11 protein-coding genes are annotated in these 15783 nt (G+C 37.3%); 7 read left to right on the plus strand and 4 right to left on the minus strand.

Annotated features, from left to right (window positions below; genetic code table 11):
- The first annotated feature begins 28 nt into the window (after positions 1-28).
- The 7 genes from prlC to QS62_RS03235 all read left to right on the plus strand — a co-directional run bounded on the left by prlC (position 29) and on the right by QS62_RS03235 (position 11129).
- Positions 29-2068 (plus strand): oligopeptidase A, encoded by a 2040-nt coding sequence (gene prlC / locus QS62_RS03205; protein ID WP_066105796.1) that lies wholly within the window; start codon positions 29-31, stop codon positions 2066-2068.
- A 389-nt stretch (positions 2069-2457) separates the two neighbouring features.
- The gene (locus QS62_RS03210; RefSeq protein ID WP_066105799.1) at positions 2458-3828 is read left to right on the plus strand and encodes a dihydroorotase; all 1371 of its coding nucleotides are present in this window, start codon (positions 2458-2460) and stop codon (positions 3826-3828) included.
- Between the two features lie 3 nt (positions 3829-3831).
- The gene (locus tag QS62_RS03215) at positions 3832-5070 is read left to right on the plus strand and encodes a Zn-dependent hydrolase (protein WP_066105802.1); all 1239 of its coding nucleotides are present in this window, start codon (positions 3832-3834) and stop codon (positions 5068-5070) included.
- 27 nt (positions 5071-5097) lie between these two features.
- Complete coding sequence (locus tag QS62_RS03220) at positions 5098-6192, plus strand: DUF917 domain-containing protein (RefSeq protein ID WP_066105804.1); 1095 nt, start codon at positions 5098-5100, stop codon at positions 6190-6192.
- Between the two features lie 13 nt (positions 6193-6205).
- Entirely contained in the window at positions 6206-7849 is a 1644-nt protein-coding gene (locus QS62_RS03225) for a urocanate hydratase (RefSeq protein ID WP_066105807.1), read from the plus strand.
- Positions 7850-7878: 29 nt separating this feature from the next.
- On the plus strand, positions 7879-9162 hold the full coding sequence (locus QS62_RS03230) for an MFS transporter (RefSeq protein WP_066105810.1): 1284 nt from the start codon (positions 7879-7881) through the stop codon (positions 9160-9162).
- A gap of 131 nt (positions 9163-9293) precedes the next feature.
- Positions 9294-11129 (plus strand): LysR family transcriptional regulator, encoded by a 1836-nt coding sequence (locus QS62_RS03235; protein WP_082966124.1) that lies wholly within the window; start codon positions 9294-9296, stop codon positions 11127-11129.
- 68 nt (positions 11130-11197) lie between these two features.
- On the opposite strand, the gene QS62_RS03240 is transcribed toward QS62_RS03235, so the two are convergent.
- The 4 genes from QS62_RS03240 to QS62_RS03255 all read right to left on the minus strand — a co-directional run bounded on the left by QS62_RS03240 (position 11198) and on the right by QS62_RS03255 (position 15782).
- A complete protein-coding gene (locus QS62_RS03240; RefSeq protein ID WP_066105816.1) occupies positions 11198-12610 on the minus strand; it encodes an alanine/glycine:cation symporter family protein in 1413 nt (470 codons plus the stop codon).
- 138 nt (positions 12611-12748) lie between these two features.
- Positions 12749-14167 carry an envelope stress sensor histidine kinase CpxA gene (gene cpxA, locus QS62_RS03245; protein WP_066105819.1) on the minus strand — a complete coding sequence of 473 codons (1419 nt, stop codon included), beginning with the start codon at positions 14165-14167 and terminating at the stop codon, positions 12749-12751.
- Positions 14168-14251: 84 nt separating this feature from the next.
- Positions 14252-14974 (minus strand): envelope stress response regulator transcription factor CpxR, encoded by a 723-nt coding sequence (cpxR, locus tag QS62_RS03250; RefSeq protein WP_066105822.1) that lies wholly within the window; start codon positions 14972-14974, stop codon positions 14252-14254.
- Positions 14975-15179: 205 nt separating this feature from the next.
- Positions 15180-15782, minus strand: a complete 603-nt coding sequence (locus QS62_RS03255; protein ID WP_066105825.1) for a peroxiredoxin C — start codon at positions 15780-15782, stop codon at positions 15180-15182.
- Between the last annotated feature and the right edge of the window lies 1 nt (position 15783).

A 15783-nucleotide genomic window follows, 5' to 3' on the forward strand; every position in this document is an offset into this window, starting at 1 on the left:
GGCGTGTTTTTTTATAAAGGATCATATCATGTCAAATCCATTACTTAATCCACAAGGATTACCTGAATTTTCAAAGATCAAATTAGAACATATCCAACCCGCTATTAGTCAATTAATCCAACAATGTCGAGATACTGTTGAACAAGTTTTAAAACAAACAGAATTCACGTGGCAAAATTTTTATCTGCCATTGGCGGAAGTAAACGATAAATTGAGCAAGGCTTGGTCGCCGGTTGCGCATTTAAATGCGGTGAAGAATAGTGCGGAATTGAGAGAAGTTTACCAAGCTTGTTTGCCATTATTATCAGAATACAGCACTTGGGTTGGTCAGCATCAAGGATTGTATCAGGCTTATTTACAATTAAAAAATAGTCCAGAATTTGCAAAATTGTCTAAAGATCAGAAAAAAGCGATTGAAAATAACTTGCGTGATTTTGAATTATCTGGGATTTCTTTGCCTGCAGAACAACAACAGCGTTATGCAGAGATTGTGGCGCGTTTATCAGAGTTAAGTTCACAATTTAGTAATAATGTTTTAGATGCCACTATGGGCTGGGAGAAAGTGATTACCGATGTGAATGAGATCGCTGGTTTGCCAGAAAGTGCGTTACAAGCAACAAAAGCTTCTGCTGAAAGCAAAGGGGTTGCAGGTTATCGTTTCACATTAGAATTTCCAAGCTATTTACCTGTGATGACTTATTGTGAAAATCGTGCGTTACGTGAAGAGATGTATCGTGCTTTTACGACTCGAGCTTCTGATCAAGGTCCAAATGCTGGTAAATGGGATAACACGCCAATTATGCAAGAAATTTTGAGCTTGCGTTATGAATTAGCCAAATTATTGGGTTTTGCGACTTATGCCGATTTATCTTTAGCCACAAAAATGGCGGAAAGTCCACGTCAAGTGTTAGATTTTTTACAAAATTTAGCACATTGTTCTAAGGAGCAAGGTGAGAAAGAGTTTGCTGAATTACAACAATTTTGTCGTGAGCATTTTGCTGTTGATGCTCTAGAACCTTGGGATATTCCGTTTTATAGTGAAAAACAAAAACAAGCGTTATTTGCTATTAATGATGAAGAGTTAAGACCATATTTCCCAGAAGATCGAGTATTATCAGGGTTATTTGAAGTTGTTTCGCGTATTTTTAATATCAAGGCAGTAGAGCGTTTTGATGTTGATACTTACCATCCAGAAGTGCGTTTCTTTGATTTAATTGATGAAGACAATGAGGTTAGAGGTAGTTTCTATCTCGATCTCTACGCTCGTGAACATAAACGCGGTGGAGCGTGGATGGATGATTGCATTAGCCGTAAACGTAAAGCCGATGGTTCATTACAAAAACCGGTCGCCTATTTGGTATGTAATTTTAATCGTCCAATCGGCGATAAACCGGCACTCTTTACTCATGATGAAGTTACGACGTTATTCCATGAATTTGGTCATGGTATTCATCATATGTTGACCAGAATTGAAACTGATGATGTTTCTGGTATCAATGGTGTGCCTTGGGATGCAGTAGAGTTACCGAGCCAATTTATGGAAAATTGGTGTTGGGAAGAAGAGGCTTTACGTTTTATTTCAGGACATTATCAAACAGGCGAATCTTTACCGAAAGAGAAATTGGCGCAATTAATTAAGGCGAAAAATTTCCAAGCGGCGATGTTTGTATTGCGTCAGCTTGAGTTTGGTCTATTTGATTTCCGTTTACATTATGAATTTGATCCAGCGAAAACTGATCAAATCACCACGATTTCAGCGGAAGTGAAACGTGAGGTGGCAGTGATTAAAGTGCCAACATGGGTGAGAACACCACATAGCTTTAGTCATATTTTTGCAGGCGGTTATGCAGCAGGCTATTACAGTTATTTATGGGCGGAAGTGTTATCTGCGGATGCGTTCTCACGTTTTGAAAAAGAGGGTATTTTTAATGCAGAAACAGGCAAATCTTTCTTGGATAATATTTTAACGCAAGGAGGATCTGAAGAACCAATGGCGTTGTTTAAACGTTTCCGCGGTAGAGAGCCGAAGTTGGATGCGTTATTGCGTCATAAAGGCATTGCGCGTTAATAACAAAATAATTTTGTCTTAACAAGTGAACAGACTGATTTATCGTTATGGTAAATCAGTCTGTTTTTTATGTCGTAATGGTGAATTCCTCGTTGTGAAGCACTGTTAAATTATCCTATCTTCATTCAGTATATTCCATTTTCTTATATTATTTTGTTTTTTAATATATAGAAACGTTATATATAAATTCTTATTTAATTATTTTTTATCTAAAAAAACTGTTTATTTTTAGATAATTATTCATTTTTTAGTGTAATTTTATTATTTACATCTATATCTATTTAATGTGTTCGATTTTTTAAATGTAATTTGGCAGAAAAAAATATAAGACAAATCTTGAGTTAATCAGTAAGTTATTTTTATTGGTTAGAGAAAAGAGGAGAGCTTAGATGTCAGGTTATCAACAACTTATTTTAGGGCATATTGTTTTACCTTTTAAAGAAATTGCAAATGGGTATGTAGCAATCAACAATGGCAAAGTGGCTCGTGTTGGTGCTTGTGAGGCAGGTGTACCTGAGGCAAAAGAGATTATTGATTTTAGTGGTAGTTATATTTTGCCAGCGGCAATTGATGCACAAGTACATAGTCGCAGCCAAAAAGGGCAGGAAGATTTTATTTGGTCAACACAATCAGCTGCGGTTGGAGGTGTTGGCACGATTGTTGATATGCCGTACGACGCAGGTTGTTTAATTTGTAATAAAGAACGCTTTACTGCAAAAAAAGAGTCGGCAGCCGAACAAGCTAGAGTAGATTTTGCGTTATATGCCACCGTTCATCCAGAAGAGGGAACGGAAAAAATTGATGAGCTTATTAAAGCAGGTGCAATAGGTTTTAAATTTTCCACTTTTGGTACTGATCCAGAACGTTTTCCGCGAATTTCCCCACGTTTAATGCACGATTGTATGGCGCAAATTGCTAACTATGATTTAGTCGTTGGCGTACACAATGAAGATGATGAAACAGTGAAGAGTTTAATCGCAGAGTGTAAGGCAAAACAATATACCGACTATACCGCGCACTCGGCGTCGCGTCCGATTTATGCTGAAAACCTAGCAGTACAACAAATCTATGAATTAGGTGCAGAAACAGGCTGTCGTGCGCATGTTGTCCACTGTTCAAACAGTCGTGGTTATGACATCTGTAACAGTTTCCAAAAACAAGGGTTTGATACCACTATTGAGGCTTGCTTGCACTATTTAGTGCTATCAGAAGATGAAGATGTTTCTCGTCTAGGCGGTCGTGCAAAAGTAAATCCACCGATTAGAAATTCACAAGAAAGAGAAGCTTTATGGCGACACTTAGCTAATGGCAATGTTACTGTGGTTTCTACTGACCATGTGAGTTGGTCTTTAGATAAGAAACAGCATAGCAATATTTTTGATAATGCTTCTGGTGCAACAGGGCTTGGGTTATTAGTCACTTTATTAGTTGATGGTGCAATCAAACGGAATGTGTCTTTGACAAGATTGGCGCAAGTATTGGCATATAACCCTGCCAGATTATTCAGAATTAGTCATGTAAAAGGAGCGTTAGAGGTAGGTAAAGATGCGGACTTGGTTGTCGTGAGAAAAGATCCTTATATCTATTCTGCGAAAGAGGGCGGTTACCATTTTTCAGATTGGAGTCCTTATGACGGTATGAAAATTGATCATCAGGTAACAGCTACCATGGTCAGAGGTCAATGGGTTTATAAAGATGGCAAAGTATTAGCCGAACCAGGTTATGGACAATTTGTGTCACCACCAGCGTTTGAGGATTAATTTATGCTTATTAATCGTAGTAGGTATTGGCAACAATTAATGGCGTTAGGTGAGATCACAGATCCTGATAAACCTTACACTCGACGCTCTTTTTCACCTCGATTTCTTGAGGGCAGAAAATGGTTGACCGAGCAGATGCAAAATGCGGGTTTGACTGTTTCTGTTGACGCAGCAGGTAATTTGATTGGTAAGAAGCAAGGTAATAAACCTGAATTAGGTAGCATTGTTATTGGTTCGCATAGTGATTCTGTACCATCGGGCGGTCGTTTTGATGGGATTGCGGGGGTGATTGCAGGATTGGAATGCGCTCAGGTGTTACAAGAACAAGGGATTTCGCTAGATCATAATTTAGAAATTATTGATTACCTAGCTGAAGAACCTAGTGAATGGGGGATTTCTTGTATTGGCAGTCGCGGGATTTCGGGAAAACTTTCCGAAGAATTATTACGTACACCTCATCCGGTTACGCAAGAAACGTTGGCTGATGCAGTGAACAGAATGGGTGGTGATGTTACTAACCTGCAAAAAAGAACCGATATTGCTGCCAGCTTAGAATTACATATTGAACAAGGTTCAGTTTTAGAGAGTGAACAGCTCAATATTGGGATTGTGACTGGTATTGTCGGCATTATTCGCTTGAGCATTTTATTAGGTGGGCAGGCAGCACATGCAGGAACAACACCAATGTATCTAAGAAAGGATACCTTAGTTGGTGCAGCGGAGATTGTTGTTGCAGCTGAACAGATCGCACAAGATTTTGCAAAGAATAAAAATGGCTATTTTGTGGCTACTTGTGGACAGGTTTTCAACCAACCTAATGCTAGCAATGTTGTTGCTGGTGAAACTCAACTTGTCTTTGATATCCGTTCGGATAAACGTGAATTAATGGATGAATTTATTGTTGCGTTGCAAAGTGTGATTAACCAAGTTGTGCAAAAACGTGGACTCACTTTGCGATCATTCGATCGTTTAACTGATACCTATCCAACACATTGTGATCAAAAGTTGATGGATAGTTTAGAGGCTATGTGTCAACACTACCAATATAGTTATCGCAAGATGCCAAGTGGTGCAGGACATGACAGTGCTTTCCTCAGTCTTATTGCACCAGCAGCAATGATTTTTGTCCCGAGTGTGGCAGGTAAAAGCCATTGTCCAGAAGAGTGGACGGAAGAAGCTGATTTAAGCAAAGGGATAGAAGTATTACTGCATACCTTGTTGGATTTAGATCGTCATTTATAACCAATATGAATTAAAAAGGAGCAAATAATGTCCAGAATTTTAACTTTACAAGATGTTGAATTTGCCATTAAAGGCGGTTCTATTTTCGCTTGCGGTGGTGGTGGTTGGGTTCATCATGGGAGAGAGCTTGGTACTTTAGCGGTCACTATTGGACGTCCCGAATTGGTGAGCTTAGATGAAGTAGATGATGATGCGTGGATTGCAACAGCCGCGGCAATTGGTGCTCCTGGCGGCTTAACCGATTGGGAAATGCTCGGAGTAGATTACGTAAAAGCAGTGCAATTATTACAAGATGCGTTAGGTGAAAAACTATACGGACTCATTATCGGACAGAATGGAATGTCCTCGACTTTAAATGCTTGGTTACCTTCAGCGTTATTAGGTACCAAAGTGATTGATGCGGTAGGTGATATTCGTGCTCATCCAACAGGTGATATGGGTTCAATCGGTATGGCTAACTCACCAGAGCAGATGATTCAGACCGCAGTAGGCGGTAACCGCAAAAATAATCAATATATCGAGTTAGTAACACGAGGAGCTACAGCGAAAGTTTCGCCAATTTTACGTAAAGCGTCAGATATGTCAGGTGGTTTTATTGCAAGTTGCCGCAATCCGTTACGAGCTTCGTATGTCAGACAACATGCAGCGTTAGGCGGTATTTCAAAAGCATTAAGTTTAGGACAAGCAATTTGTGCGGCGGAACCGAAAGGTGGTAATGCGGTAGTTGATGCGATTTGTAAAGAAACTGGTGGTTCGATCTTAGCTGCTGGAAAAGTAACGGCTAATACTTTGCGTTATACCGATGAAGCGTTTGATGTAGGCGTTATTGAGATTGGTCAAGGCAAAGATTTGGTTCGAATTCACGTGATGAATGAACATATGGCTGTCACCAATGGAGAAGGTGAAAGATTAGCAACTTATCCTGATGTAATCACAACATTAGATAGAAATGGACAACCAATTAGTGCAGGAAGTGTAAAAGAAGGCAGTGAGATTTTGGTGTTCCATATTCCTAAAAACAAAATTCCATTGTCTTCTAGTGTGGTTGATCCGAGCGTTTATCCACATGTTGAAGAAATTTTAGGCATTAATTTAAGTGATTATGCGTTAAATGGAAATTAGTAGGGGGATCATAATGAAAGCAGAATTTACAGTAACAGGCGGATCAACTTTGCGTTGTCGTAGCTGGCGACAAGAGGCTTTGTTGCGTTTATTAGAAAATGTGTTAGCTGTGGGGGAAGATCCCGATAATTTGGTGGTTTATGCCGCATTAGGTAAAGCGGCACGAGATTGGCCAAGTCACGATGCAATTGTGCATGCCCTTAAAACAATGACAGAGGACTATACACTGATTATTCAATCAGGAAAACCAATCGGCTTGTTAAAAACTCATGAGAAAGCACCATTGGTAATTATGGCCAACTGTAATATGGTCGGTCAGTGGGCAAAAGCCGAAATTTTCTATGAATTAGAGAAAAAAGGATTGATCTGTTGGGGCGGATTAACGGCTGGAGATTGGCAATATATTGGTTCTCAAGGTGTGATCCAAGGTACCTATGAAATTTTCAACCAAATTGCAGCGCGTTATTTCAATCATGATTTAACAGGACGATTTATTTTAACTGCTGGATTAGGTGGTATGGGTGGTTCTCAACCATTAGCGGGATTTATGGCAAATGCAGCAACTTTAGTGGTTGAAGTTGATGAAGAACGAATTGATAAGCGCATGAAAATTGGTTATCTGCAACAAAAAGCTACCGATCTTGATCAAGCATTAGCTCTTATTCGCGAGGCGCAAGCAGCGAAAAAAGCGATTTCTGTAGGATTGTTAGGTAATGCCGCAGATGTTTATCCTGAATTACTAAAACGTAACATTATTCCAGATATTGTTACTGATCAGACTGCGGCGCATGACTTGGTTTATGGTTATGTTCCAGCAGGTTTAAGCAAAGAAGAGATTCTAAACTTACGTAAAACGGATCAAAAAACTTTAATGGCTGCTAGCCTAGCAAGTATTAAAAAACACGTGACTGCGATGGTTGGTTTCCAAAAGCAAGGATCAATTGTTTTTGACAATGGTAATTTGATCAGAACACACGCTTACAATGCTGGTGTTCACAATGCTTTTGATATTCCGATTTTTACAGAAGCTTTCTTACGACCACTATTCTGTAGAGCGATTGGGCCATTTAGATGGATCGCTTTATCCAATGATCCTAATGATATTGCGATCATTGATAACTATATTTTGACGCATTTCTCTGAAAACAAAACTGTGACGAATTGGATCAACTTGGCGAAGAAATATATTCCATTTGAAGGATTACCTGCACGTATTGCTTGGCTAGGTCATTTAGAAAGAACCCGTTTAGCTTTAGCTGTTAATGAAATGGTGGCTAAAGGTGTATTAAAAGCACCTATTGCTTTTACGCGTGATCACCTGGATGCCGGTGCGATGGCACATCCAAATATTATGACGGAAAACTTAAAAGATGGCTCAGATGCAATTGCCGATTGGCCATTGATTAATGCAATGGTGAATTGTTCATCACAAGCTGATTTAGTGGCAATTCATTCTGGCGGTGGCGGTTATAGCGGTTATATGACTTCAGCAGGTGTGACCGTTATTGCTGATGGTACTGAGCAGGCGAAAGAAAGATTGCAGTTGAGTATGACTAATGACACTAGTCTTGGTGTGATGAGATATGCCGATGCAGGTTATCCAGAAGCCTTAGATGAAGTAGTCAAGAAAAAGATCAATTACATATCTTTGGTTTAAAAATAATAAAGGTATCAGGAAGGTGAGATATGCAAACAACAACAATTAAAAAAGAACAAAAAACGGGAACCACAATTGCGGCGGCGTCCATTGGTAATGCATTAGAGTGGTATGATTTTAGTGTATTTGCTTTTTTTGCGGCTTATATCGGTCATGGTTTTTTTATCGATGGCGATGATACTTCAGCGTTAATTAAAACATTTCTTGTTTTCGCAGTAGGATTTATTGCAAGACCGCTGGGAGCGATTTTCCTTGGTTTGTATGGCGATAGAGCAGGACGTAAAGCTGCATTAACATTGACTATTGCATTAATGGCAATTGGTACCTTTATTATCGCGATAGCGCCGCCGCTTGCTGTGATTGGTGTAGGTGCTCCAATCTTGCTATTGGTTGGTCGTGTATTACAAGGATTTTCTGCCGGTGGTGAAATTGGTGGTGCGACAGCATTCTTGGTGGAATCTGCACCGCAAGATAAAAAAGCACGATATGCTTCGTGGTTACAAGCAAGTATGGGCTTATCAAACATTATTGCGGCATTAGTTGGTGTAACAGTAACATCGTTGTTCAGTGAATCAGAAATCCAACAATGGGCGTGGAGAATTCCATTCATTATTGGTTTATTAATTATTCCTGTAGGTTTCTATATTCGTAAGAATTTAGACGAAACAGAAGATTTCCAAGTTGAACAACAAAAGAACAAGGCTCATGTACCTTTTATTACCATTCTTAGAGAATATCCAAAACACTTAATTCTAGGTTTTATGTTCTCCATTTTATGGACAGTTTGTGTATATACATTAATTATCTATATGCCGACATATTACGCTTCACCTGTGATTGGGTTAGGTTTTACTAAGAATGAGGCGTTTACTGCTTCCTTTATTGGTAATATTTTTATGGTGATTATCTGTTTGGTATCTGGTCAGCTATCGGATAAATTGGGTGTTACTAAAGTACTAAGATTTGGAACAATCTTATTAGCGGTAGGTAGTTATCCATTGCTTTTATGGTTACACAGCGAGCCGGTATTCTCGCATCTTATTATTGTGCATATCCTATTCTGCGTGATGGTTTCTATTTTTGCAGGAACAGCACCAGTTGCATTAGCAATGATTTATCCGGTATCGATTCGTTCGACAGGAATGTCCGTTTCATATAATGCAGCAGCAATCTTTTTCGCCGGCTTTACGCCTGCATTGTTAACTTGGGCAACAAAAGAGATACATGTGTTATCACCATCACTATATTTGGCATTTGCAAGTGTTGTGGCGTTAATTGCGATGCAATTTATGTTTAAATTGAATAATAAATAACAATATGTTGCGAGTAACGTGATATAGTTTGTGTTTATTTTCTTATAATAGAATTTAACTGTGGTTAGTGAAAATGTGGATGCAAAACATTCATTGATGATTTAACCACAGTTATTTTTCAATTTGTATCAATGAAAGAACCAATATTTCCCACAAAATTCAAACGTGCCGAATGGATAGAGTTTGCTAGCTTTTTATCGGTGTGCCAAACCAACAATTTAAGTGTTAGTGCTAAATTTATGCAAGTTTCCCGATCAACGATGAGTGAACGCTTATCGAGATTGGAGGAGTTGTTAGCTTTACCTTTATTACAACGTGAACATCAAAAGGTTTACGTGAATGAAGCGGGCTTATATTTAGCTCGATATATTATGCCGATGATGGTGTTGGAAAATTTTGCTGCGCAGTTATATCGAGAGGATACAGAAGTGTATTGGGTAAATATAAAATTTCCATTGCACTTTTATGGACATCGTATTTGCCGAGCATTGGAACAGGCAATCCAATATTGTCAGCAACGCTATCCTAATGTTTTATTTTGGCCGCAAAGTTCAGATAGTTTTGATATCAGACCTGTGCAAGATTTGCAATGGCAACCATCATGGACAAAATTAGGCACAATAGAGTTAGATTGGCTAACAGAAGAAATCGCAGACAATCAATACTTAGAAGGGAAATGGTGTTTATTAAGTCGCTATTCTTATTCCTTAGCCAAAAATATCAGTATCAATGAAATCAAAGAACAGAAGATTTTACTGCCTAGAATTCCTTGGAAGCTGTTACAACAGATTTCCGCATTAAGTGAGCAATATCAGCTCAATATAGAATATCTAAACATTGATTATAAGAAGGTCTTTTTTACGGATAATGAGCAAAATTATTATTTGTTAAATAGCTTATTAATTGATCAGATTGAGCTTTCTGATGAGTGGCAAATTAGTTATATCGAGGATTTGCCTAAAAGTTGTTTAGGCATTAAGCAAGATAGTTATAATCCTATCATGCAAGATTTTATCGATATTTATCAGAAATGCTTTTTTGAAACACAGAAATTTTCTTGGCAAACGCATTCTCAACTAAAACATTGGCAATATTTTTATAGGACGATCAAAGCAGGTTCAATTTCATTGGCTGCGCAACAGTTATATATGTCGCAATCTGCTCTCAGCATCCAATTAAAACAATTGGAAAAAAATTTGAATTTACAATTATTACAGCGCAGTGTTGGTAAGAATAAACAACTTATGACCAGTAAAGGGGAGATTTTTACTGAATTATGTGAAGCGTTGTGTGAAATCCTAGATTATGTAGCGGAGAAATGTGAACGCTATAAGCATTTATATAATAAAAGCATTGTATTAGGTATTTTGCCTAGCATTGATACAAAAAGTACTCTGATCAAGATGATTGTCGAACAAGTGGATATTTGGCAGCAAAAACATCTTGATGTGAAATTGGAGATTGTTGAAGAACGTCATCGTTATTTAATTGATGGTTTACGCAACAATGAAATTAATATTGCCATTGTCGAAGCGGATTCACGTTGGGTAGTACATTATCCTTTGCAAAAAGAGGAAGAAATGGGGTTGGTGATTAGCCCGACTTTAATAGAAGATAGTATTAAAGAGTTGAATTGGTTGGATTTAAGAAATTTCAATTTAGTATTACCTAGAAAAGGCAATGGTATGCGTATGATTATTGATCAACACTGTTTAGGTCTAGGGATTCGTTTAGATTGGGCGATTGAGTCGGATAGTTTGAATTTAAATCAATATTGGGTGCAAAAAGGTAAATATGCCACTATTTTACCGAAATCTGCAGTGGCGAGTTTAGTGGAAGCTAAAGCATTAAGATTTGTTCGTTTAAAACCAACGTTGAATCGAGTGTTACGATTAGCACATTTGAAGAATAAATCATTAAGTCCGATTGAGAGCAATTTATTACATTTTTTGTTAAATGATGTGTAGTCAGGATGTAGTGAATGTGAAATGATGAAGCCTAGCAATTGCTAGGCTTCTGTATCTAATGTTAGATTTTAGCGCCAAATATTTGGCTTAACTTTTTTCGCTAGTTCAGGGTAATTTTCTACTTTAAATTCAGGTTCTTTGGTTGTTTTTAGCTGTGACTGATAGTCTTTGAGTAACAACCATACCACCGGAGAAAGTAACAAAATAGCAATTAAGTTAATCATTGCCATAATTCCCATAAAGGTATCAGCCATATCCCATACTAGCGCCATTTTTTGTACCGCCCCAAAATAAACCATCGCTAATACTGCCATACGGAAAACCATAATAACGGTAGGATTATTTTTAATAAACTGAATGTTCCCCTCAGCGTAAGCATAGTTACCAATAATAGTAGAGAAAGCAAACATAAACAGGATCACTGCAAGAAAATCTTTTCCCCAAGCACCAACTTGATGTTGAATTGCTAATTGAGTAAGTTGTGCACCAGTCACGCCAGAAGTAAGGGATTCACCGGAAAGCAATACGATAACGGCAGTTGCGGTACAGATAATAATAGTATCAACAAACACACCAAGCATTTGAATTAAGCCTTGACTCACAGGATGTTTAACATCTGCACTCGCGGCAGCATTTGGTGCCGAACCCATACCAGCTTCGTTAGAATATAAACCACGTTTGATACCGTACATCATCGCTTGAGAGAATACTGCACCGAAAAATCCTCCTGCTGCGGCATCAAAATTAAAGGCTGAAGAGATAATTAAACTTATTGTTGCCGGCACAATACTTAGGTTGTTGAATAGAATATAAACTGCCATTGCTAAGTAGAGTAATGCCATTAATGGTACAAGCACTTCAGCAATGCGTGAAATTCTACGAATACCACCAAAAATCATTGGCGCAGTTAAAATAACTAATGCAACACCAACAGCTTGCGGCGAGAAACCCCACGCACCATTACTTGCTTCGGCAATGGTATTGGATTGAACGGCATTAAAAACAAAGCCGTAAGTAATGATGAGTGAAATGGCAAATATCCAGCCAAACCAGCGTTGTTTTAATCCTGAAGTAATATAGTAAGCCGGACCACCACGAAAATGCCCAGCAAGATCCTTAACTTTAAATAGTTGAGCGAGAGAAGATTCAGCAAAAGCACTACTCATACCAAGTAATGCTGTCACCCACATCCAAAAGACGGCACCAGGTCCACCCATTGTGATAGCGATTGATACACCGGCAATATTACCGACACCAACTCGGCTAGCAAGACCAGTAACAAAAGCCTGAAATGGCGAAATGGCATGTTTACGTTCGACATTTCTACCGCCAAGCATCTCGCGAATACTTTGTGGTAATAAACGGATTTGGACAAAAAAGAGTGATAAAGTGAAATAAAGCCCTGTTCCTAATAAAGTAATAATAACAATATTCCACAGCGGCTCATTAATTTGATTGATTAGATTATGAAAGGCTTCCATTCATAAACCCCATTTTGTTATAAGATTAGCAAATGCGCGCAACCATAACATAACCTAATCATAAAAAGAACAAGAATTTTATATTATTTAATGATTAAATCCTTTTTTTGTAATTTGTATCACAAAATTTGTATTTTCCTAGTCAAACCATAAAGGTAATTGCATTTTTACTAATAAACCACCTAATTCACTGCGTTGAGCTTCGATGGTACCATGATGTTGCTTTACAGTATTAAATACAATTGCTAAGCCTAAACCAAAACCGCCAGATTCACGAGTGCGAGCAGTATCAACACGATAAAAAGGCTCAAAAATATTTTTATATTCACTATCGTCAATACCATTACCATCATCTTCAATCGAAATATTGAGGTAATCATTCACAATAGAAAAAGAGAGTTTTATGGTTTGTTCGCCATATTTTTTTGCATTTTGGATAATATTTTCTAATGCACCAGCTAAAGCAGAAATATTGCCATTAATAAAATAGCATTCAGGGTGGGCAATATTATTCTCAACAATTAATTGTTTATTAGTATTTTGTGCTTTATTAAGTTGTTCTAATTCAAAACGTGTATTTTCAATCACATCTTCCCAAATATCATTAATTGGAAAGATTTCATGTTCAAAATGATGGCTAATTTGTTGTCGAGAAATATTTAATATATCTGAAATCATTTGTTCTAAACGTTCAGCTTCTATTTCGATACGTGCAAGTTCTGGTGTTTCGCCATGACGACGGCGGATAATTGCCGCAGAGAGTTTTAATCTCGCTAAAGGTGTTCTTAATTCATGCGAAATATCGGACAACATTCTTTTTTGTGAAGTTAATAAGTTTTCGAGCGCAGCTACCATCTGATTAAAATTCTTTCCTACTGCACGAATTTCTATTGGTCCTTCTTTTTCTAAGTCGGGATTGATGGTGAAATTTCCCATAGCAACGTTATTGACAGCCTTACGTAATTTCACGATTGGTTTGGTGATACGATAGGAAAGAATAAGTAATAGCGGTGCAGTCATCACAATAATGACGAGCAGCATTATTAGATAATTATCAAAGAATTTCTTAATAAAAGGGTGAGTTGGCGGTACATTCTTGATGAAATAAACGTAATATGTAGAAAGTTTATCGCTACCATCAGAAAGTTTAATTAAAAAAGGTCCAACAATTTCAGAATTATCGAATTGTTTTTCTTGTGGATAAAGTGGGTTGTTGGAGCGTGAAATAAATTCCTTAATATTTGTATAGTCTTGGTAATTTACGTTTAGAATTTTTCCGGCTTGATTAACAAGAGCAAATCTTAATTTCCTCTCTTTTTCGATAAATTCTACTTGTGATTGGAGTTCAAAAATATTATTAGCATCCGTTTTTTCCATCATCGCAAACACAATATTATTGTAATAATTAATTTCTTTATCGTTTAGTATTGAATAATTTCTGGCATCAAAAGATGGTAGAACAACGGCAATAATAAATGAGATACAAAATACGAGAATGAAGAAAAGATATATTTGCCCTGTTAATGAAGAAAATAGTTTTATTATGCTTTTTTTCATAAATAGCTCGATAACTTAAAAATAAAACCCTCATTTCTCATGGAAAACGAGGGCTTTATCAATTTTTATAAACGTACCATAAGTTTATTTATCTGTAATTAAGAGATAACCTCGTCCTCTTAATGTTTTGAACCATGGTAAATTATCTCTTCTTGGTGGTAATTTTTTACGCAAATTAGACATATGCATATCGATTGCACGATCAAAAGGCGTTAAGCGTTTACCTAAAATTTCAATAGAGAGTAATTCTCTAGAAAGAATTAATCCAGGATTACGAATTAACATATGTAATAACGCAAATTCTGTACCAGTTAATTCAAGATCTCTGCCTTGATAGATAACTTGTTGGCGTCCTGGGTGAAGAGTAATATCATCGAATTGTAAGGTTTTGGAGTCATCGGAAGTATTAATTTCAATATTAGTACCGATAGTATTGGTGGTTGAGTTGGTTTTAACACGACGTAAGATCGCTTTAATACGAGCAACTAACTCACGATCATTAAATGGTTTAGATAGATAATCATCTGCGCCCAATTCTAAACCTAAAATTCTATCAACATCATCGCCTCTTGCTGTGAGCATTAATACTGGCGTGGTATATTTTTGTCTAATTTGTTTTAAGGTTTCGATACCATTGAGTTTTGGCATCATAATGTCTAATAAAATAAGATCATAACTTGGATCTAACTTGTTTAGCGCTTCTTCACCATTATAGACGACATCAACATCGAAACTTTCCATCACTAAGACTTCAGTTAATAAATTTGTAAATTCTATATCATCGTCAACAAGAAGTATTTTAGGCATTTTATCTGTCCCCTATTTTTATAAATGGCGTCTATTGTATCTAAATATAATACCTAAGAATAGATTTTAAGAGGGTAAATCTTGAAAAAATTGCTCGTATTAGATCAATTTTTATGTAGAAAATAGTCAAAAATGAAAAGAAGGATTGTTTTAGCTAGGTGAAAATAAAGCCCCGTAAAAGAACGGGGCTTGTAACAATCAAAGATTAAAGTTGATCAGCATTTTTCTTCAAGTATGCAGCAACACCTTCTGGGTTGTCTTTCATACCTTCTTTACCTTTTGACCATTGTGCTGGGCAAACTTCACCATGTTCTTCGTGGAATGCAAGAGCATCAACCATACGAAGCATTTCATCGATGTTACGACCTAATGGAAGATCGTTAACAACTTGGTGACGAACAACACCATTTTTGTCGATTAAGAAAGATGCACGTAATGCAACGCCTGCTGCTGGGTGTTCGATACCATATGCTTCAGCGATTTCATGTTTAACATCAGCAACCATAGCGAATTGAACTTCACCGATACCACCTTTATCTACTGGAGTTTTACGCCATGCGTTGTGAGTATATTGAGAGTCGATAGAAACACCAACAACTTCTACACCACGTTTTTTGAATTCTTGATAACGGTGATCGAATGCAATGATTTCTGATGGGCAAACGAAAGTGAAGTCTAAAGGCCAGAAGAATACTACTGCAGCTTTACCTTCAACATGTTTTTTGAAATTGAAATTATCAACGATTTCACCGTTACCTAATACTGCTGATGCAGTAAAATCTGGTGCTTGACGAGTTACTAATACCATA

Source organism: Gallibacterium salpingitidis, from assembly GCF_001678495.1.
Taxonomy (GTDB): Bacteria; Pseudomonadota; Gammaproteobacteria; order Enterobacterales; family Pasteurellaceae; genus Gallibacterium; species Gallibacterium salpingitidis.